Annotated in this window: 16 protein-coding genes; 5 read left to right on the top strand and 11 right to left on the bottom strand. The window is 73.8% G+C overall.

Features of this window, described 5'->3' with window-relative positions; translation table 11 throughout:
- Positions 1–2: 2 nt before the first annotated feature.
- Genes ACFXDJ_RS29255 through ACFXDJ_RS29270 form a run of 4 tightly spaced genes read right to left on the bottom strand, consistent with a single transcriptional unit; the run spans position 3 to position 4519 of the window.
- Positions 3–665, bottom strand: coding sequence for an ATP/GTP-binding protein (locus ACFXDJ_RS29255; protein ID WP_384850847.1), 663 nt, complete (start codon positions 663–665; stop codon positions 3–5).
- On the bottom strand, positions 646–1035 hold the full coding sequence (locus tag ACFXDJ_RS29260) for a DUF742 domain-containing protein (RefSeq protein ID WP_384850849.1): 390 nt from the start codon (positions 1033–1035) through the stop codon (positions 646–648). The genes ACFXDJ_RS29255 and ACFXDJ_RS29260 overlap by 20 nt, the downstream gene beginning before the upstream one ends.
- On the bottom strand, positions 1032–1535 hold the full coding sequence (locus tag ACFXDJ_RS29265) for a roadblock/LC7 domain-containing protein (protein WP_384850851.1): 504 nt from the start codon (positions 1533–1535) through the stop codon (positions 1032–1034). Before ACFXDJ_RS29265 ends, ACFXDJ_RS29260 begins: the two co-directional genes overlap by 4 nt.
- On the bottom strand, positions 1532–4519 hold the full coding sequence (locus tag ACFXDJ_RS29270; RefSeq protein WP_384850853.1) for a nitrate- and nitrite sensing domain-containing protein: 2988 nt from the start codon (positions 4517–4519) through the stop codon (positions 1532–1534). The genes ACFXDJ_RS29265 and ACFXDJ_RS29270 overlap by 4 nt, the downstream gene beginning before the upstream one ends.
- 425 nt (positions 4520–4944) lie before the next feature.
- Here ACFXDJ_RS29270 and ACFXDJ_RS29275 point away from each other — a divergent pair, with 425 nt between their 5' ends.
- Positions 4945–5718 carry a protein phosphatase 2C domain-containing protein gene (locus ACFXDJ_RS29275; protein WP_384850855.1) on the top strand — a complete coding sequence of 258 codons (774 nt, stop codon included), beginning with the start codon at positions 4945–4947 and terminating at the stop codon, positions 5716–5718.
- Positions 5719–5743: 25 nt separating this feature from the next.
- Here ACFXDJ_RS29275 and ACFXDJ_RS29280 read toward each other — a convergent pair whose 3' ends face one another.
- Together ACFXDJ_RS29280 and lon are read right to left on the bottom strand one after the other, a co-directional pair.
- Positions 5744–6184 (bottom strand): MarR family winged helix-turn-helix transcriptional regulator, encoded by a 441-nt coding sequence (locus ACFXDJ_RS29280; RefSeq protein WP_384658608.1) that lies wholly within the window; start codon positions 6182–6184, stop codon positions 5744–5746.
- 157 nt (positions 6185–6341) lie between these two features.
- Complete coding sequence (lon, locus tag ACFXDJ_RS29285) at positions 6342–8738, bottom strand: endopeptidase La (RefSeq protein WP_384850857.1); 2397 nt, start codon at positions 8736–8738, stop codon at positions 6342–6344.
- 168 nt (positions 8739–8906) lie between these two features.
- Here lon and ACFXDJ_RS29290 point away from each other — a divergent pair, with 168 nt between their 5' ends.
- The gene (locus ACFXDJ_RS29290) at positions 8907–9536 is read left to right on the top strand and encodes a sulfite exporter TauE/SafE family protein (RefSeq protein ID WP_384850859.1); all 630 of its coding nucleotides are present in this window, start codon (positions 8907–8909) and stop codon (positions 9534–9536) included.
- Positions 9537–9551: 15 nt separating this feature from the next.
- Here the strand turns inward: ACFXDJ_RS29290 and ACFXDJ_RS29295 are convergent, their stop codons facing one another.
- Positions 9552–9716 (bottom strand): hypothetical protein, encoded by a 165-nt coding sequence (locus ACFXDJ_RS29295; RefSeq protein WP_384658600.1) that lies wholly within the window; start codon positions 9714–9716, stop codon positions 9552–9554.
- Positions 9717–9924: 208 nt separating this feature from the next.
- Here ACFXDJ_RS29295 and ACFXDJ_RS29300 point away from each other — a divergent pair, with 208 nt between their 5' ends.
- Positions 9925–10335: a DUF4259 domain-containing protein gene (locus tag ACFXDJ_RS29300; RefSeq protein WP_384658615.1), complete on the top strand. Its 411-nt coding sequence runs from the start codon at positions 9925–9927 to the stop codon at positions 10333–10335.
- A 39-nt stretch (positions 10336–10374) separates the two neighbouring features.
- Here ACFXDJ_RS29300 and ACFXDJ_RS29305 read toward each other — a convergent pair whose 3' ends face one another.
- The 3 genes from ACFXDJ_RS29305 to ACFXDJ_RS29315 all read right to left on the bottom strand — a co-directional run bounded on the left by ACFXDJ_RS29305 (position 10375) and on the right by ACFXDJ_RS29315 (position 13551).
- Positions 10375–11124, bottom strand: coding sequence for a DUF4097 family beta strand repeat-containing protein (locus ACFXDJ_RS29305; RefSeq protein ID WP_384658597.1), 750 nt, complete (start codon positions 11122–11124; stop codon positions 10375–10377).
- Positions 11125–11229: 105 nt separating this feature from the next.
- Positions 11230–12120: a sulfurtransferase gene (locus ACFXDJ_RS29310; protein ID WP_384850861.1), complete on the bottom strand. Its 891-nt coding sequence runs from the start codon at positions 12118–12120 to the stop codon at positions 11230–11232.
- 60 nt (positions 12121–12180) lie between these two features.
- A complete protein-coding gene (locus ACFXDJ_RS29315; protein WP_384658591.1) occupies positions 12181–13551 on the bottom strand; it encodes a hypothetical protein in 1371 nt (456 codons plus the stop codon).
- Between the two features lie 187 nt (positions 13552–13738).
- On the opposite strand from ACFXDJ_RS29315, the gene ACFXDJ_RS29320 reads away from it, so the two are divergent.
- Positions 13739–14365, top strand: coding sequence for a hypothetical protein (locus tag ACFXDJ_RS29320; protein ID WP_384658588.1), 627 nt, complete (start codon positions 13739–13741; stop codon positions 14363–14365).
- A 57-nt stretch (positions 14366–14422) separates the two neighbouring features.
- On the opposite strand, the gene ACFXDJ_RS29325 is transcribed toward ACFXDJ_RS29320, so the two are convergent.
- Positions 14423–15109 carry a TetR/AcrR family transcriptional regulator gene (locus ACFXDJ_RS29325; protein WP_384658587.1) on the bottom strand — a complete coding sequence of 229 codons (687 nt, stop codon included), beginning with the start codon at positions 15107–15109 and terminating at the stop codon, positions 14423–14425.
- Between the two features lie 151 nt (positions 15110–15260).
- Between ACFXDJ_RS29325 and ACFXDJ_RS29330 the strand changes: the two genes are divergently transcribed.
- Complete coding sequence (locus ACFXDJ_RS29330; RefSeq protein WP_384850863.1) at positions 15261–17030, top strand: glycoside hydrolase family 3 protein; 1770 nt, start codon at positions 15261–15263, stop codon at positions 17028–17030.
- Positions 17031–17174: the final 144 nt, after the last annotated feature.

A 17174-nucleotide genomic window follows, 5' to 3' on the forward strand; every position in this document is an offset into this window, starting at 1 on the left:
CTCTATTCGGGAGTCGAGTCGAGGGCGTGGCCCACGAGGGTCAGCAGGGCTTCAACTACCGTGACCCGGCGCCGGGCGTCCATGATCACCACGGGCACGCCGGCCGGTATGGTCAGCGCCTCCCGCACGTCTTCCGGTTCGTACGAGCGGGTGCCCTCGAAGTGGTTGACGGCGACGGCGTACGGCAGCCCGCAGCTCTCGAAGTAGTCGAGGGCCGGGAAGCAGTCGCGCAGCCGGCGGGTGTCGGCGAGGACGATCCCGCCGATGGCCCCGCGCACCAGGTCGTCCCACATGAACCAGAAGCGCTCCTGGCCCGGAGTCCCGTACACGTACAGGACGAGGTCGTCGTCGAGCGTGACGCGTCCGAAGTCCATCGCGACGGTGGTGGTGTGCTTGTCCGGGGTCGAGGACAGGTCGTCGGTCGGGACGCTGGCCTGGGTCATCACCGCCTCGGTACGGAGCGGCGTGATCTCGGAGACGGACCCGACGAAGGTGGTCTTGCCCACCCCGAACCCGCCCGCCACCAGCACCTTCACGGCCACGGGCGCGCGCGAGCGGTCGTACTGCCAGGGCTGTACGGGTTCGTCCTGCGCGGCGCCGGCCCCGTTCGGGGAGAAGAGGCCGCCCGTCGGGAGGAGGCCGGTTTCAGAGACGGCGGAGCCCACTGAGCACCCTTTCGAGTAGCGCGCGGTCGGGACGGCCGGAGCCGTGCCCGGTTCCGTAGACGCGGATCCTTCCCTGGTCGGCGAGATCGCTGACGAGGACGCGCACCACACCGAGCGGCAGCTTCAGCAGCGCGGCGATCTCGGCGATCGTGCGCATGCGGCGGCAGACCTCGACTATGGCCGGCATCTCGGGCATCCGGTCGGGCTTCCGCGGCGCGGACACCTTGGTGTCGAGGGCGGCGACGAAGGTCTCGACGTTGAGGACCTGGGTGAAACGGGTGCGGCCGCCCGTGAGCGAGTACGGGCGTACACGCGCGGGGCGGCGGTCGGCGCCGCGTATCGGCAGCCGGTCGGAGGCCGGACTCCTCACGGGGTTTTCTCCATCGACTGGCGCAGCTCACTGCGGACTTCGGGGGTCAGGACGTGGCCGGCGCGGCCCACGAACAAGGCCATGTGGTAGGCGACGACGCTCATGTCGCAGTCGGGCGTGGCGTGCACTCCGAGGAGCGAGCCGTCGCTGATGGACATGACGAACACGGAGCCGTGCTCCATCGCCACCATCGTCTGCTTGACCGCGCCGCCGTCCATCAGGGCGGCCGCGCCCGTGGTGAGGGAGCCGAGGCCGGAGACGATGGTCGCGAGGTCGGCGGAAGCGCCGCGGGGGCCCTTGGGGCGGACCGGCGGGGCCCCGGCGGTGGCCTCGGCCGGGGGCGTGTCGGGTGCCACCGGCTCGGAGGACAGCAACAGGAGCCCGTCCGAGGACACGACGGCCACGGAGTTGACCCCGGGGACCTCCTCGACCAGGTCGGTCAGCAGCCACTGAAGGTTGCGGGCCTGGGTGCTCAGTCCGTACGTACTGGGCGCGGTCATGTGCGTGCCTCCTGTGCGGTGTCCCCCCGGTCGGTCTGCCCCTGGTCGTGCGGTTGGCCTTGCGGCCCGCCCTGCCGTGGGTCCTGGGCGAGCTCGGCCTCCACGACGCGCCGCCCGTCCTGGGCGCCGCGGTAGAACCCGCCGAGCCGGCGGCGCAGCTCGTCGGCGTCCACCCGTCGCGGCGGGGCCGGTACGTCGCCTCCCCGCCCGGCGGCCACCGCGCGGGGGGTCCGCTTGGGCAGGCCCTTGTCGGTGAGGCCCTCGTCCTCTACGGGTACGGGTACGGGTGCCTCGGCGGGGGCCGGGACGCGGAAGACCTGCTCGGCGGGTACCTCGGCCGGAGCCTGAAGGGCGAACTCCTGCTCGGCGGGGTCCGCCTCCTGGGCAGGAGCCCGGACGGTGAACACCTGGTCGGCGGGGACCTGCTCCTCGGCCGGGGCCGGGACGCGGAAGACCTGCTCGGCCGGGGGCAGCTGGTCCGCCGGGGGTGCGAACGCCGCCGGAGCGGGCTCCGGGACCACCCGGGCCAGCAGCTCCTCGGCCGGAGCGGGCGCGGACTCGTGGACCGGCTCGGGCTCGTCGACCGGCGCGGGCTCCCCGATCGGCTCGGTGATCCAGCGCGGCTGCTCCGCGGGAACCGCCTCGGGCTCGGGGACCGCCTCGGGCTCGGGAGCCTCCTCGGGAGCCTCCTCGGGCTCCGAAGCCCAGCTCGGCCGCTGCTCCGCCGGAGCCGTCTCGGGCTCGGTGGCGGCGTCGGCAGCGGCCGCAGCGGCAAGGCCCCGTAGGCGGGACGGGAGGGTGTTCTCGTTCGCCTCCGCGACCACGCCGGGCAGGTGCAGCGCGGGGGCCCCCGGGGTACCCAGGGTGTGGACCGGCGAAACCGGCGGAGCACTCGGCAGCAGGGACGCCGGTACGGCGACCAGCGCCTCCGTGCCCCCGTGCCGCGAGGTCCGCAGCTCGGCCGTGACGCCGTGCCGGGCCGCGAGCCGCCCGGCCACGTACAGGCCGAGGCCCAGGCCGTGTTCCGACTCCGGCTCCTCGTCGTACGCGTCCGGCGTGGCCAGGCGGGAGTTCAGCGTCTCCAGCCGGTCCCCCGTGACCCCGATGCCCTCGTCCACGACGGACAGCACCACGTCGCCGGAGTCCAGCAGCCAGCCGGACACCTTCACCTTGGCGTCCGGCGGCGAGAAGGTCGTCGCGTTCTCCAGCAGTTCCGCGAGCACGTGCGAGATGTCGTCGGCCGCGTGCCCGGCGATCTGCGTGTACGAGGGCAGCGCCCCGAGGTCGACGCGCTCGTAGCGCTCGATCTCACTGACCGCCGCCCGCATCACGTCGACCAGCGGCACCGGCAGGCCCTGCCCGTGGCCGTGCTCCTGGCCGGCGAGGACCAGGAGGTTCTCGTTGTGGCGGCGCATCACGGTCGCCAGGTGGTCGAGCTTGAAGAGGGTGGCGAGCCGGTCCGGGTCCTGCTCCTCGGACTCCAGCTCCTCGATGACGGCGAGTTGGCGCTCGACGAGCCCGAGGGTGCGCAGGGACAGCGACACGGACGTGGTCGACATGATGCGGCGGTGCTCTTCCAGCCCCGCCCGCAGCTGCGCGAGTTCCTCCTCCAGCGCCTCGCGGCCCGAGGTCAGCGCCTCGTTGCGACCGATCAGGCGGCGGCGGTCGGCGTCGAGCCCGGCGATCCGGGTGTGCAGGGAGACCGTCTGGTCCCGCACGGAGTTGAGGCTCCGCACGACCTCCGCGAACTCGTCGTTGCGGCCGGTGAACCGGACCGGCTCCACCGAGCCCTCGGGGGTCGCCAGCCGCGCCGCGCCGCGCCGCAGGACCGACAGCGGGCGGGTCAGCGAGCGGGCGATGGCCGTGGCCACGCCGACGGTGACCAGGAACAGCACGCCGAGGAAGGCCAGCAGGGTCTCCAGCGCGGTCACGTCGTCGTCCCGCAACGTGGCGAGGGCGGTGGCGCGCTGGCCGGCGAGGGTGGCCTCGACCGAGCGCATCCGGTCGATGCGGGCGGTGAGGGACGGGCCGACGGTGGCGGAGTCGAGCTTGCGGTCGGCGGAGGAGAGGGTCGGCCGGTCGGTGAGCCGCTTGAGGTACTCGTCGGCCGTCTTGACCTCGGGTCCGGCGACGGTGGCGGTGAGGGTCTGGCGCACGTCGGGGCGCGCGGCCCGCGCGAAGTCGTCGAGGGCGCCCAGCTCCCGTACCCGCGCCCGCTGGGCGGCGGTGGTGAGTTCGTCCATGGCGGCGGAGCTCTGGGACTGGTCGCCGCGGGGCACGTCCAGCGCGGCGAGGAGCAGTCCGCGGGTGGCGGAGGCCTGTTCCACGGCCTGGCCGAGGGGGGCCAGCGGGCGGGTGGTGACGAGGGCGTCGGCGGCCCGCGGCGGGGTCAGCTCGGCGAGCCGGCCGCCGGGGGCGAGGAGTTCGGCGATGACCCCGGAGTAGGCCTGGTGGGCGGCGAGGGCGCTGCCCTTGCCTTCGAGGGCCTGGGTGCGCACGGTGCGGACCCGGCCGAGGGCGCGGGCCAGTTCCTCGTCGGCGTCGGCCCGGACCTCGGCGAGCTGGCGGTCGGTGCCCGCGGTGCGCTCCTGGACGGCGGCCTGCGCGCCCTGGGTTCCGCCGGGGCGGCCCTTGGCCACGTACTCGGTGACGGCGTCGCGTTCGTCGCCGAGGAGGTGCGCGAGGGTGAGGGTGGCCCCGGTCTGCTCGGCGAGGGTGACCAGGTGCTGGGAGTCCTTCAGGTCCGCCGAGGCGGACAGGACGGCGGGCGCCCCGGCCGCGAGGACGGCGAGCCCGGCGACTGCGACCCCGATGACCAGCCTGCGGCGCACGCGCACCCGGCGCCCAGCGGGAGCTCCCGCGGGGACTCCCTTGCGGGCGTGGTCGGTGGCGGTGCCGTCGGAGGCTGGTCGGTCGGTCGCGGTGCCACCGGGTGCGGTGCCGTTCGCGACGGTGCCGTTCTTCCGAGGCCGCTTCTTCTGCACCGGTGCTCGCAATCCTGTACGTGTGCTGCTCGTGCTCGTCTACTCGTGTGGCCGAGGTAACGGCCGGTCAACAAGTAAACGCCCCCTGCCCCCGTCGTCTTGCTCTGCTGTGCCGCCGTACCGCCTCAGACCTTCGCAGTGCCCCGGGAAGAGGGCCGCACATCGCCCGCCCGGCCACACGAAGGAGTGAACATCACGGAGGAGTTGGCGGCCAACTCGGCGAACGGCCGTCAGTGCCCGTCCATGGACAGGTGGTTGAAAGATGGATGCGGCGTTTGGCAGGATGCCCGCCCACATACCGACGGTCACCCCACTGGGCCCGGGAATTCCCTTCCGCCCCACCCGTACCGCTTTGATCCGCACTCGCCCCGGCCCGTCCCGGCCCGTCCCGCCCCTCCGGCGCCCCGCACGGGCAGAATGTCCGCATGCGCATCGATCTCTCCTCCGCCCCCGGCGACCCGGAACGCCCCAACGAGGACTGGCTGTCGGCCGCGATACCCGCGTCGGGCGGCGGAGTCCTGGTCGCCCTCGACGGGGTCACCCCGCCACCGGGCGAGGTCGGATGCACGCACGGAGTCCCCTGGTTCGCGGCCCGGCTCGGCGGCCGATTGACCGAACTGTCCGGATCGCGACGGGACATGCCCCTCGACCGGGTCCTCGCGGAGGCCATCGGCACCACTGCCGACGCCCACCGCGACACCTGTGACCTTTCTCACGTGCGGACTCCGCAGGCGACGGTGGTCATCGTCCGCTGGGACGAGTCCTACGTGGAGCACCTGGTGCTCTCGGACTCCGTACTCCTCCTCCAGGCGCCCGGGGGCGAGGTGCGCGCGGTCGTCGACGACCGGCTGGACCGGATCCCGCGCGAGCGGCTGCGCACGAACGCCTCGGCGGACCTGCTGCGCAACGCGGAGGGCGGCTTCTTCACGGCCGCCGCGGACCCGGCGGTGGCGGCCCGCGCGGTGACCGGGCGCACCCCCCGCGAGGAGGTCCGGGCGGTGGCGGCGCTCACGGACGGGGCGAGCCGGTGGACGGACACCTTCGAGGAGGGCGACTGGGCCGAGTGCCTGGCGGTGCTGCGCAAGGAGGGCGCCCGGTCCCTGATCCAGCGCGTCCGGACCCTGGAAACGGATCCGGACCGGCCGCACCGGCGCGGCAAACGGCACGACGACGCGTCGGCGGTGTACGCGGAGCTGTAGGGGGCGGGGAATCCGGCCCCTCCTCCTATTCCGCGCCCGCGTTCAGCTGGTTCAGCAGCCGGGCCAGCTCCGCGACCTCCCCGCGGTCCCAGTCCGCGAGCTTGCGCATGTACTGCTCGCGCCGGGCGCCGCGGACCCGCAGGAAGCGCTCCCGCCCCTCGTCCGTGAGCCCGACCAGGAAGGCGCGGCCGTCCGCCGGGTCCGGTTCGCGGGCCACCAGGCCCAGCACCTCCAGGGCCCGCAGCTGGCGGCTCATCGTGGCCTTGCCGACCCCGAAGTACCCGGCCAGCTCGGTCGCCCGCTGCTGGCCGGCGGCCTCCAGGCGGACGAGGAGCCCGTACGCGGCCGGTTCCAGCTCGGGGTGCAGTTCGCGCGCCATCTCCCCGGAAGAGGCGCGGGCCCGCCGGAGGAAGACGGACAGCTCCCGCTCCAGGGCAAGGATCTCCTGGTCTTCGCTCCCGTGCACGTGTCCCGCTCCTTCGGTGGTGTGTGGGGCACCAGTATTTCGCAGCGGGTACGCCACGGGCCCGGGACCCCGCCGGAGCGGAGTCCCGGGCCCTGTGACGTGGGCGGACCAGGCGACGGATCAGGCCGTCGGGCCAGGCGTCGAGCCAGGCGACGGATCAGGCGACCGCGGTCACCGCCACCGCGTCGGCGACGAGGGCCAGCGCCAGCACCTGGCGGACATCCGTCACCGGGTGCACCTCCAGCCCCTCCAGCACCTCGGCCGGGACGTCGTCCAGGTCGGCCTCGTTGCGCTTCGGGATGATGACGGTGGTCAGCCCGGCCCGGTGCGCGGCCAGCAGCTTCTGCTTGACCCCGCCGATGGGCAGCACCCGCCCGGTCAGCGAGACCTCGCCCGTCATCGCCACGTCCGTGCGGACCTGCCGTCCGGACAGCAGCGAGGCCAGCGCCGTGGTCATCGTGACGCCCGCGCTCGGGCCGTCCTTCGGCACCGCGCCCGCCGGGAAGTGGATGTGCACGCCCCGGTCCTTCAGGTCGGCGACCGGGAGCTCCAGCTCCGCGCCGTGCGAGCGCAGGAAGCTGAGCGCGATCTGCGCCGACTCCTTCATCACGTCGCCGAGCTGCCCGGTCAGGGTCAGGCCCGCCGCCCCGGTCTCCGGGTCGGCCAGCGAGGCCTCCACGAACAGCACGTCCCCGCCCGCCCCGGTCACGGCGAGGCCGGTGGCCACGCCGGGCACGGAGGTGCGCCGCTCGGCCGGGTCCTGCGCGGACTCCGGTACGTGGTGCGGCCGCCCGATCAGCGCCCGCAGCTCGCCGGCCCCGATCCGCAGCGGCAGCTCCCGCTCCCCGAGTTCGTGCTGGGAGGCCACCTTGCGCAGCAGCCGGGCGATGGAACGCTCCAGGGTGCGTACGCCCGCCTCGCGGGTGTACTCCCCCGCCAGCTTGCGCAGCGCGCCCTCCTCCAGCACCACTTCCTCCGCGCCGAGGCCGGCGCGCTCCAGCTGGCGGGGCAGCAGGTGGTCACGGGCGATGACCACCTTCTCGTCCTCGGTGTAGCCGTCGAGCCGGACGAGCTCCATGCGGTCGGCGAGGGCCTCGGGGATGGCCTCCAGGACATTGGCGGTGGCCAGGAACACGACATCGCTCAGGTCGAGTTCGACCTCCAGGTAGTGGTCCCGGAAGGTGTGGTTCTGGGCAGGGTCGAGCACCTCCAGCAGCGCCGCCGCCGGGTCCCCGCGGAAGTCGGAGCCGACCTTGTCGATCTCGTCGAGGAGCACGACCGGGTTCATCGACCCGGCCTCCTTGATGGCCCGGACGATCCGGCCGGGCAGCGCGCCCACGTACGTACGCCGGTGGCCGCGGATCTCGGCCTCGTCCCGGACCCCGCCCAGCGCGACGCGGACGAACTTGCGTCCCATGGCGTGGGCCACGGACTCGCCGAGGGAGGTCTTGCCGACCCCCGGAGGGCCCACGAGCGCCAGCACGGCCCCGCCGCGGCGGCCGCCCACGACTCCCATACCCCGCTCGGAGCGGCGCTTGCGCACCGCGAGGTACTCGGTGATCCGGTCCTTCACGTCGCCCAGCCCGGCGTGCTCTGCGTCCAGGACGGCCCGGGCGCCGCGGATGTCGTACTCGTCCTCGGTCCGCTCGTTCCAGGGCAGTTCGAGCACGGTGTCCAGCCAGGTGCGGATCCAGGAGCCCTCGGGGGACTGGTCGCTGGACCGCTCCAGCTTGTCGACCTCCTTGAGCGCGGCCTCCCGTACCTTCTCGGGCAGGTCGGCGGCCTCGACGCGGACGCGGTAGTCGTCGGACTCCTCGCCCTCCTTCTCGCCGCCGAGCTCGCGCAGTTCCTTGCGGACCGCCTCCAGCTGACGCTTGAGCAGGAACTCCCGCTGCTGCTTGTCGACCCCGTCCTGGACGTCCTTGGCGATGGACTCGGCGACGTCCTGTTCGGCGAGGTGGTCGCTGAGCGCCTTGACCGCGAGCTTGAGCCGCGCGACCGGGTCGGCGGTCTCCAGGAGCTCCACCTTCTGAGCCACGCTCAGGAAGGGCGAGTAGCCGGAGTTGTCGGCGAGCGCAGACACCCCTTCGATCTGTTGGACCCGGTCGACGACCTGCCAGGCCCCGCGCTTCTTGAGCCAGCTGGTGGCGAGCGCCTTGTACTCCTTGATGAGCTCGGTGACGGCCCCGGGCAGCGGATCCGGGACGCTCTCGTCCACGGTCTCGCCCTCGACCCAGAGCGCCGCCCCGGGCCCGGTGGTCCCGGCCCCGATGCGGACCCGCCCGCGCCCCCGGATCAGCGCCCCCGGGTCCCCGTCCGACAGCCGTCCCACCTGCTCGACGGTGCCGAGCACCCCGGTCCCGGTGTACTTCCCGTCGACCCGCGGCACGAGCAGCACCCGCGGCTTCCCGCTCCCGGCGGCGGCCTGCGCCGCCTCCACGGCCCCCCGGGCCTCGGAGTCGGTCAGGTCCAGCGGTACGACCATTCCAGGCAGCACGACCTCGTCGTCGAGCGGCAGCACGGGCAGAGTGAGCGTTACGGACGTCGAAGCCATGATCTTCCCTCCGGCAGTGAAGTTGAGCTATGCCGACTCAATGCACATGCGCCCCCCAATGTTCCCCAACCCCCGTTCGCCCGGGGCGAACAGGGGTCGCGGTGCCTTCCCCCGAAGGTGCGGGCCGTTGGTAGTAGGCGGGGGTCACCACCGGGGAGGATTCCTGCCATGGCCACTGACCGGCCCCTCGCTCCGTTGCGCTCGACGCACTCGATGCCCGTGGTGTTCGGAGCCGGGGCGGCGATCGGCGTGGCGGTCAACCTGCTCGCCGGGAGCCTGCTGGGCGCCTGGGCCGGGGCCTCGTGGGCGGTGCGGATGCGCTCCTCCACCCTCTACGAGGTGCTGGCCGCGCTGATGGTGCTGATGGCCGGGGCCCTGCTGTTCACGCACTTCTCCACGCTGGGGACCCTCGACCTGCCGCTGTGGGCACAGGTGCCGCTCGGGGTGACGGCCGGGTTCGGCATCGGGGTGGTCGCGGCCATCATGGGCGTGGCCGGCGGCGAGCTGCTGATCCCGACGATCGTGTTGCTCTTCGGGCAGGACATCAAGACCGCGGGGAGCCTGTCCCTGCTGGTGTCGCTGCCGACGATGTTGGTGGCCTTCGCCCGCTACAGCCGCGACGGCAGCTTCGCCGTACTGGGCGCCAACCGCCGCTTCGCCTTGGTCATGGTCGCGGGCTCGATCGCTGGGGCGGTCCTGGGCGGGCTGCTGCTCGGAGTCTTCCCCGACGTGCTCCTCATCCCCGCGCTGGCCGCGATCCTGCTGGTCTCCGCCGTCAAGCTCGCCCGCCACGAGTAACCCCGCGCGCGGGTGCTACCCGCCGAGCGCGAGCCAGAACCGGCACTCCCCGCATTGCTCGGAGTACCGGTCGTCCCGGTAGCCGGGCTCGCCCGTGGACCGGTTCAGCAGGCGCAGCCGGCGCCCTTGGACCTCGTCGTCGTGGCCGCGGTCGTCACCCGTCCAAGGCATGCCGGACATCGCCTGATCCCCCATCACCTCCCGAGAGGTGCGAGGTCGATCTGCCCGGAACCGAGACCGGCTCGCCAGCCGATTCCTGAGGGGCCGCCCGGCGCGCGCACCGCTGCGGACCGTCGCGGTCATCGGTGCACAGGAACCCGCGGCGTTGTCAGTGGCCGCTGCGACGATCCACGGACATCACCACGAGCACCACGAACGGGAGAAGAACATGGGCACCTGGGACGTCGGCCCCTTCGACAACGACACCGCCGCGGACTTCTGCGGAGGCCTCGACGACGCGCCGGAGAACGAGCGCGAGGCCCGCATCCGCGGCGCCCTCGCGGAAGTGGTCGACACTCTTGACTACCTCGACCAGGACATCGCGGCGAAGGCGGTCGCCGCGGCTGCGCTGGTTGCCGCGCAGTGCCCCGACGGCACGCCCGTCACCACGGCCTACGGCCCGGATCTGCCCCTGCCCCGGCTCTCCGGTGACCTGCGCACGGTTGCCGTCAGAGCCCTCGACCGGGTGGTCACCGGGCCCTCCGAGCTCATGGAGCTCTGGGAGGAGACGGAACGGCCCGGGCCTTGGCGGGCCGGGATAGGTGAACTGCGGGCCGTCCTCGCGCCGCAGCAGGCGTAGGGCTCCGCGGTTCGCCCCCTGAGGCGGTAGCCGGAGGCCTCAGGCCGCCGATATCTGGATGTCGCCCGAGGTGGTCTTCGCCGAGAGGTGGGACGGGGCGGACGGGTCCGTGGGGATGGTGATCTTGCGGGCGCCGGAATCGGTGGAGACATCGACCCGGTACGGGGCCGAAGGGACCTTCAGCTTCGCGCTGCCCGAGGTGGATTCCACCGCGACCGAGGCCGGGGCCTTCGCGAAGGCCAGGGTGACGGCGCCGGAATCGGATCGGGCCTCCACGGCCTGACCGGACAGGTTCCCGGCGGTGATCTCCCCCGAGGAGGTACGGATCTTCAGCGGGCCGGCGATCCCGTCGGCCTTGACCTCGCCCGAGGAGGATTCGAGGCCGGCCGCGGCCACCCCGGTCACCGTGATGTCCCCGCTGTCGCTGTGGAGTTCGACCTTGGCCGAGGCCGGCACCTCCAGGCGGTAGTCGACGGAGCACTGGTTCGAGCAGTCCCCGTTGGTGAGGGTCAGCACGCCCCCCGAGACCTGCTGGGCGGGCTCGGGCTTGGTGTCGCCGCGGTAGTGGACGGTGCGGTGGACGACGACCCCCGGACCGGAGCCGACGGTGACCTTGATGTCACCGCTGCGGGCATCCGGCACGGCGACCGCGGTGACGGCCTCCGAGACGGTGGCGTCGGAACTCGCGCTCTTCTGCGGGCCGATGGAGAGGGAGCAACCGGTGAGGAGGAGGCCCGCGGCGAGGGCGACGGCGGTGGAGGCGGCGGCGGTACGAACAGTCAGCGTCATGTCTACGATCGTGCCCGCGGGGCGGGTACGGCGGCCATGGTGCCCGTGCCCGAATCCTGGTGGGGTTAGCACCACCCCGGAGCCGGACCCAGGCACCCCCCGCCGCTACGGACCGGCTTCGGCCCCCGTCACCACCGGCCGGTCCGGTGACGGCATGCCCCACTCGCTCCAGGAGCCGTCGTACACCGCGAGCCGCCCGTACCCGGCGAGTTCCGCGCCGAGGGCGAGCACGCACGCCGTGACCCCGGATCCGCAGCTGAAGTAGAGCCGCTCCCGGTCCCCCGCCACCGCCCCGATCGCCTCGCGGAGCTCGGCGGCGGGGCGCATCAGGCCGTCGGCGTCCTGGAGTTCCCCGAAGGGGAGGCTGACCGCGCCCGGCATGTGGCCGCCTCGCAGGCCCGGGCGCGGTTCGGGGGCGGTACCGGCGAAGCGTTCGCGGGTGCGGGCGTCGAGCACGGCGGCGGCCGGATCGGCCAGGGCCGCCGAGACGGTGGCGGCGTCCACCAGGAGCCCGGCGCGGGGGCGGGCGGTGAAGGAGCCGCGGGGGCCCTCGTACGCCGCCGCGCGCTCCTCCACCGGCCGCCCCGCGGCGAGCCACGCGGGGAGCCCGCCGTCGAGGACGGCGATCCGGTCGAAGCCCATGGCGCGCAGCATCCACCAGGCGCGAGCGCTGGAGTAGATCCCGGCGCCGTCGTACGCGACGACCGTGCTGCCGTCGTCGACGCCGAGGGCGCGCATCGCCCCGGCGAAGGCCTCGGCGCCCGGCATGGTGTGCGGGGCGGCGGCTCCGTGGTCGGACAGGTCGCCGTCGAGGTCGAACGGCCGGGCGCCCGGGATGCGGCGGGCGGTGTCCCGGTGACCGCCGACGGAGGCGTCGAAGACGACCAGCCCGGGAGCCCCGAGGCGCTCCGCGAGCCAGTCGCCGCCGACGAGCGGGCCGGGCGGCACCAGGGAGTGGAGGTGGGGGTGGGGGTGGGAACGGGATGCGGTTGTCATACGACACCTCCGGCAGAAGTCGACGGGCCCCGGCTCACCGGCCCCCTCCGGCTCATCCTCCTACGGCTCCTGCGCGCAGCCCCCCGGCCGGGCGAAGAGGGCCACGCGGGCGCCGCGGACCTCCGTCACCGAGCACAGGTCGAAGGAGGAGACCAGGGTCTGCCGTTTCACCGACTCCGCCGGGTCTCCGTCCAGTGGCTGGCCCGGGGGGTCCAGCAGGGCCACCACCCGCTCGGTGGACGGGTCGAGCAGGGCCTCGCGGATCTGCCGCGCGGTCCCCTCCACCCCCTGGAGGCTCCGCGAAGCCGCCGGGGTGCGGGACAGGGCGAGGTCGCGCAGGGACCCGTAGACCTCCGGCGAGGACAGCAGCCATTCGCGCCGCCGGGCGGGGAGGAAGAGCACCGCGTCCCCCGGCCGGGCCCGCTCGCGCACCGCCGCCGCCACGGCGAGCACGTCGTCCTTGCGGCTCTCGGGGGTACGCAGCCACGCGGACCAGAACCCCACGGGGACCAGGAGCGCCCCGGCCAGCAGCCAGGGCCACCAGTCCCGGGCCCGCACGGGCCGCCGTACCCGCGCGAGCCGGTTCCCCGCGAGGAGGGCGAGACCGGCGAGCGCGTAGAGCACGTACCGGTCCACGTACCAGGGGTGCACCAGCGAGACCGCGAGCAGCACCCCGGGCGGCAGCAGCGCGAGCGGCAGCGCCACGCGTACGAGGCCCGGCGCGGCCCCCCTGGCCAACGCCAGCGCTGCCGCCGCGAGGACCCCGTACGCCGCCCAGTCCTGCCAGCCCGGCCGTCCGAGCCAGCCCAGCTGCTGCTGCGCCTGCCGCGCGCTGACCAGGGCGAGCGGCAGCAGCGCGGCCACGACGGCGGCCGCGCCCCACCGCCAGCCGCGCGAGCGCCACGCGGTGAAGGCGTGCGCGGGCAGGGCCAGTACGGCGAACTCGTGCAGCCAGCAGCCCACCACCATGACCAGGGCGTAGCCGAGCCACCGTTCGCGCAGCATCAGGTACGTCGCCCAGATCACGGCGGCGGCGACGAGGGCGTACGAGCGCCCCTCCTGGGCGTACATCTGCACGGGCGGCAGCACGGCGTACCCGAGCCCGGCGAACAGCCCGGCCCGCTCGGCGGGGGTCCGCTCCGCGAAGGCCCGCTCCCCCGGCGCCCCGCCCTCCGAGGCACCCGTCAGCCGGTGCGCCACCGCGGCCACCCCGGCCGTGGCGAGGGCGGTGGCGGCGACGGAGGGCAGGCGCAGCGCCCACAGGCCGGCGGATCCGTCGGCATCGGCGCCCGCGACCGCGTGGACGGCGTAGACCGCGTGCATCAGCAGGTAGTAGAGCCCGTGCACGGCGTCCACCTGGCCGAGGAGTTCCCACAGCCCGCCGAGCGGGCGGTGCGCGACCTGCCAGGTGACGGACTCGTCGCGCCACATCGCGCCACCGCGCGAGAGGCCCCAGAGGCCGAGCGCGAGGGCGACGAGGGGCGGCAGCCAGCGCCAAAGGGCGAAGCGGCGGATGTCGGGCCTCCGGGTGCTATCCGTGCGGGTGGTGCCGACTCCATACTCGGGGTTCGAGCCGGATTACCTGCGGGGGTGGGGCGTGCGAGCGCGTGGATGGCGAGTGGGTCTGGTCGCGGCGACCGTGGCGCTGGCCCTTGCACCGGCCCTGGCCGGGTGTTCCTCCGGCGGGTCGAAGAACGGGGCCGGCCCGAAGGCGACGCCGAGCCAGAGCCTGAGTACGGGTCCGAGCGGCGGCTCCGGCACCGCGACGGCCACGCCCGGCCCCGGCGGGACCGTGAGCGCGAGCCCGACCCCGGGCCCGGGCTCCGGCACGACCGGCACGGCCCCGCAGCCTTCCGCGGGCGGCTCCGTGCCCGCTCCCGCCCCCAGCGCCTCGGGGCCCTCCTCCACCGCGACCCTGGTCACGGTCACCCGGAGCGGGGGCATGAAGGGGCAGACGAGCGGTCTGGTCATCAAGGGCGACGGATCGTTCCTGCGCCTCGACTCCCAGTCCAAGGCGGTCTCCGGGGACAAGCTCTCGGCGGCGGCCCTGGCGAAGCTGCGCACCGCCCTCCGGGAGGCGGACTTCGCCCACCTGCCCCGGATCTCGATGCCCGACAAGCCCGTGGCCGACGCGTTCACGTACGCCTTCGCTTACGGCGGCTACGAGGTCGCCGCCGCCCAGACCACGCTCCCGCCCGCCTTGTCGAAGGTCCTGGACGCACTGCCGCCCTTCGACCCGCGATGAGCCCCGCACGGCAACCACCCGCCGCGCCGGAACCCCAGCCGCCCCGCCACCGCCCCGCTAGAGCCCCGTCCCCGCCACCGTGATCTCCCGCAGCCGCCGGTCCAGGTACCCGCGCAGCAGGACCGCCATGTCCACGCCCTCCGGGTCCAGGACCCACTGGATCTGGAACCCGTCCATCACGGCGAGGATTTCCCGGCAGACGGCCTCGCAGTCCGTCCCGGGCCGTAGCTCGCCGCGCGCGACTCCCGCCTCCAGCAGGGCGACGCTGTAGCCGAGGACCCGGGCGTAGCGGCGGCGGAAGTACTCGTGCGCGGGGTGGCCCGGGTTCCCGGACTCCCCGACCAGCGTGTTGAACATCCGCACGATGCCGGGCCGGCGGGCGTTGTCCTCCGCGAGGGCGACCACGGCCGCGAAGTGCGCGGCGACCGAAGAAACGTCCTCGGCCGGTTCGGCGAAGAGCCGGTCCGTGTCGTGCTGCTCGCTCTGACCCAGGACCGACAGCAGCAGGTCCTCCTTGCTGCGGAAGTGGTGCAGCAGGCCGCCCTGGGTGATCCCGCAGTCGTTGGCGATCCGGGCCAGCGAGGAGGCGTGGAACCCCCACCTCGCGAAGTGCTCGACCGCCGTGTCGAGGATCTTCTGACGCCGGGCGTCGCCCACCGCGTAGCTGCCCCGGCCCCTGGCCGCCGTCGCGTTCGGGACCGTCCGGTCCTTGTCCCGTGCCGTTCGGGCCTTGTCCTCTGCCATGCCGAACACCCTAGACGCAGCGCGTTTCCGGCCACGCGGAGAGAGTGATCCAGGTCACCAAACCAAAACCTAGTGGGTGCGCGGTTTTCGCGCTTACGGTGAAAAAGCCGGGTCGGCGACGAGACCGACCGCGCGAACGCTGGAGTACCCCATGACGCTCACCTCCCACGGCCTGCCCGCCTACAAGGACTCCGCGCTCCCCGTGGACCGGCGCGTCGAGGACCTGCTCTCCCGGATGACCCTGGAGGAGAAGGCCGGCCAGCTCTTCCACTCGATGCTGATGATGAACCCGGACGGCACCCCGGTCACCGAGACCGACGGCTCGATCCTCCCGTTCACCACCCCCGAGCTCATCGAGGGCCGCTTCCTCACTCACTTCAACCTCCTCGGCTCCTACGGCGCCCGCGAGATGGCGATGTGGCAGAACTCCGTCCAGGAGATGGCCGCCGCCACCCGCCTCGGCATCCCGGTGACCCTGTCCACGGACCCCCGGCACTCCTTCACGGACAACGTCGGCGCCTCCTTCAACGCCGGCGCCTTCTCCGCCTGGCCCGAGGCCATCGGCCTCGCCGCGATCGGCGACCCGGAGCTGGTCTTCGAGTTCGCCGACATCATGCGCCGCGAGTACCTCTCCGTCGGCTTCCGCGTCGCCCTGCACCCGCAGATCGACCTGGCGACCGAACCGCGCTGGGCGCGCCAGTCGGGCACCTTCGGTTCAGACGCGAAGCTGACGGGCGAGCTGGTCCGGGCGTACGTACGGGGCCTGCAGGGCGAGGAGCTCGGCGCCGGCTCGGTCTCCGCGATGGTCAAGCACTTCCCGGGCGGCGGCCCGCAGAAGGACGGCGAGGACCCGCACTTCGCGCACGGCAAGGAGCAGATCTACCCGGGCGGGCTGCGCGAGCACCACCTGGAGCCGTTCAAGGCGGCTATCGCGGCCGGCTGCTCGCAGATGATGCCGTACTACGGCCAGCCCATCGGCACCGACTGGGAAGAGGTCGGCTTCGGCTTCAACAAGGGCGTGGTCACGGGCCTGCTCCGCGAGGAGCTCGGCTTCCAGGGCATCGTCTGCACCGACTGGGGCCTGCTCACCGACTCGGTGATCTTCGGCGAGGCGCACCCGGCCCGCGCCTGGGGCGTGGAGCACCTGAGCGTCGCCGAGCGGACGGCGCGCTCCCTGGAGGCGGGTTCGGACCAGTTCGGCGGCGAGCAGTGCCCCGAGGTCATCGTGGAGCTGGTCCGCTCGGGCCGGATCCCCGAGTCCCGCATCGACGAGTCCGTACGCCGTCTCCTGCGCGAGAAGTTCGTCCTCGGCCTGTTCGAGAACCCGTACGTGGACCCCGACGCGGCGGCGGAGACGGTCGGCCGGGCCGACTTCGCGGCGGCCGGCGCGGCGGCGCAGCGGCGGTCGCTGACCGTCCTGACGAACACCGGCGGGACCCTGCCGGTGGCCGGGCGGCCGAAGCTGTACGTCAAGGGCGTGGACGAGGCCGTCGCCGCCGGGTACGGGGACCTCGTGTCCGACCCGGCCGGGGCCGACCTGGCCGTGCTGCGGCTGCGCACCCCGCACGAGCCCCGCACGAACATCTTCGAGTCCTTCTTCCACTCGGGTTCGCTGGCCTTCCCCGAGCCGGAGCTCACGGAGATCCTGACCCTCCTGGACGCGGTGCCGACGCTGGTCTGCATCAACCTGGAGCGGGCCGCGGTGATCCCCGAGATCGCGGAGCGGGCGGCTGCGCTGATCGCGGACTACGGGGCTTCGGACGCGGCCCTCCTGGACGTGGCCTTCGGCCGGGCGGCTGCCGGGGGGCGCCTGCCCTTCGAGCTCCCGCGCTCGATGGCAGCCGTGGCGGCCTCCCGCCCGGACGTCCCGAACGACACGGTCGACCCGGTCTTCCCGCACGGCCACGGCCTGACCCTCTAGCCCTGCGTCCCGCTAGCCCTGCGGGGCGGAGTCCCCTACCCGCCCTTCCACCGTTCCCCGGGGTCCGCCCGGACCCTCCCCCAGCTACCGCTGGGGGTGCCCCCTGCCTCCAACCCCCGCCGGGCAGATTTTTATCCCCGCCCG

Source organism: Streptomyces sp. NPDC059443, assembly GCF_042750105.1.
In the GTDB taxonomy this organism is placed as follows: domain Bacteria; phylum Actinomycetota; class Actinomycetes; order Streptomycetales; family Streptomycetaceae; genus Streptomyces.

Coding starts and splice junctions, on each gene's coding strand:
- ACFXDJ_RS29265 (WP_384850851.1), bottom strand. CDS start 1,535: ATGACCGCGCCCAGTACGTACGGACTGAGCACCCAGGCCCGCAACCTT.
- ACFXDJ_RS29275 (WP_384850855.1), top strand. CDS start 4,945: ATGCGCATCGATCTCTCCTCCGCCCCCGGCGACCCGGAACGCCCCAAC.
- lon (WP_384850857.1), bottom strand. CDS start 8,738: ATGGCTTCGACGTCCGTAACGCTCACTCTGCCCGTGCTGCCGCTCGAC.
- ACFXDJ_RS29290 (WP_384850859.1), top strand. CDS start 8,907: ATGGCCACTGACCGGCCCCTCGCTCCGTTGCGCTCGACGCACTCGATG.
- ACFXDJ_RS29295 (WP_384658600.1), bottom strand. CDS start 9,716: ATGTCCGGCATGCCTTGGACGGGTGACGACCGCGGCCACGACGACGAG.
- ACFXDJ_RS29300 (WP_384658615.1), top strand. CDS start 9,925: ATGGGCACCTGGGACGTCGGCCCCTTCGACAACGACACCGCCGCGGAC.
- ACFXDJ_RS29305 (WP_384658597.1), bottom strand. CDS start 11,124: ATGACGCTGACTGTTCGTACCGCCGCCGCCTCCACCGCCGTCGCCCTC.
- ACFXDJ_RS29310 (WP_384850861.1), bottom strand. CDS start 12,120: ATGACAACCGCATCCCGTTCCCACCCCCACCCCCACCTCCACTCCCTG.
- ACFXDJ_RS29315 (WP_384658591.1), bottom strand. CDS start 13,551: ATGTGGCGCGACGAGTCCGTCACCTGGCAGGTCGCGCACCGCCCGCTC.
- ACFXDJ_RS29325 (WP_384658587.1), bottom strand. CDS start 15,109: ATGGCAGAGGACAAGGCCCGAACGGCACGGGACAAGGACCGGACGGTC.
- ACFXDJ_RS29330 (WP_384850863.1), top strand. CDS start 15,261: ATGACGCTCACCTCCCACGGCCTGCCCGCCTACAAGGACTCCGCGCTC.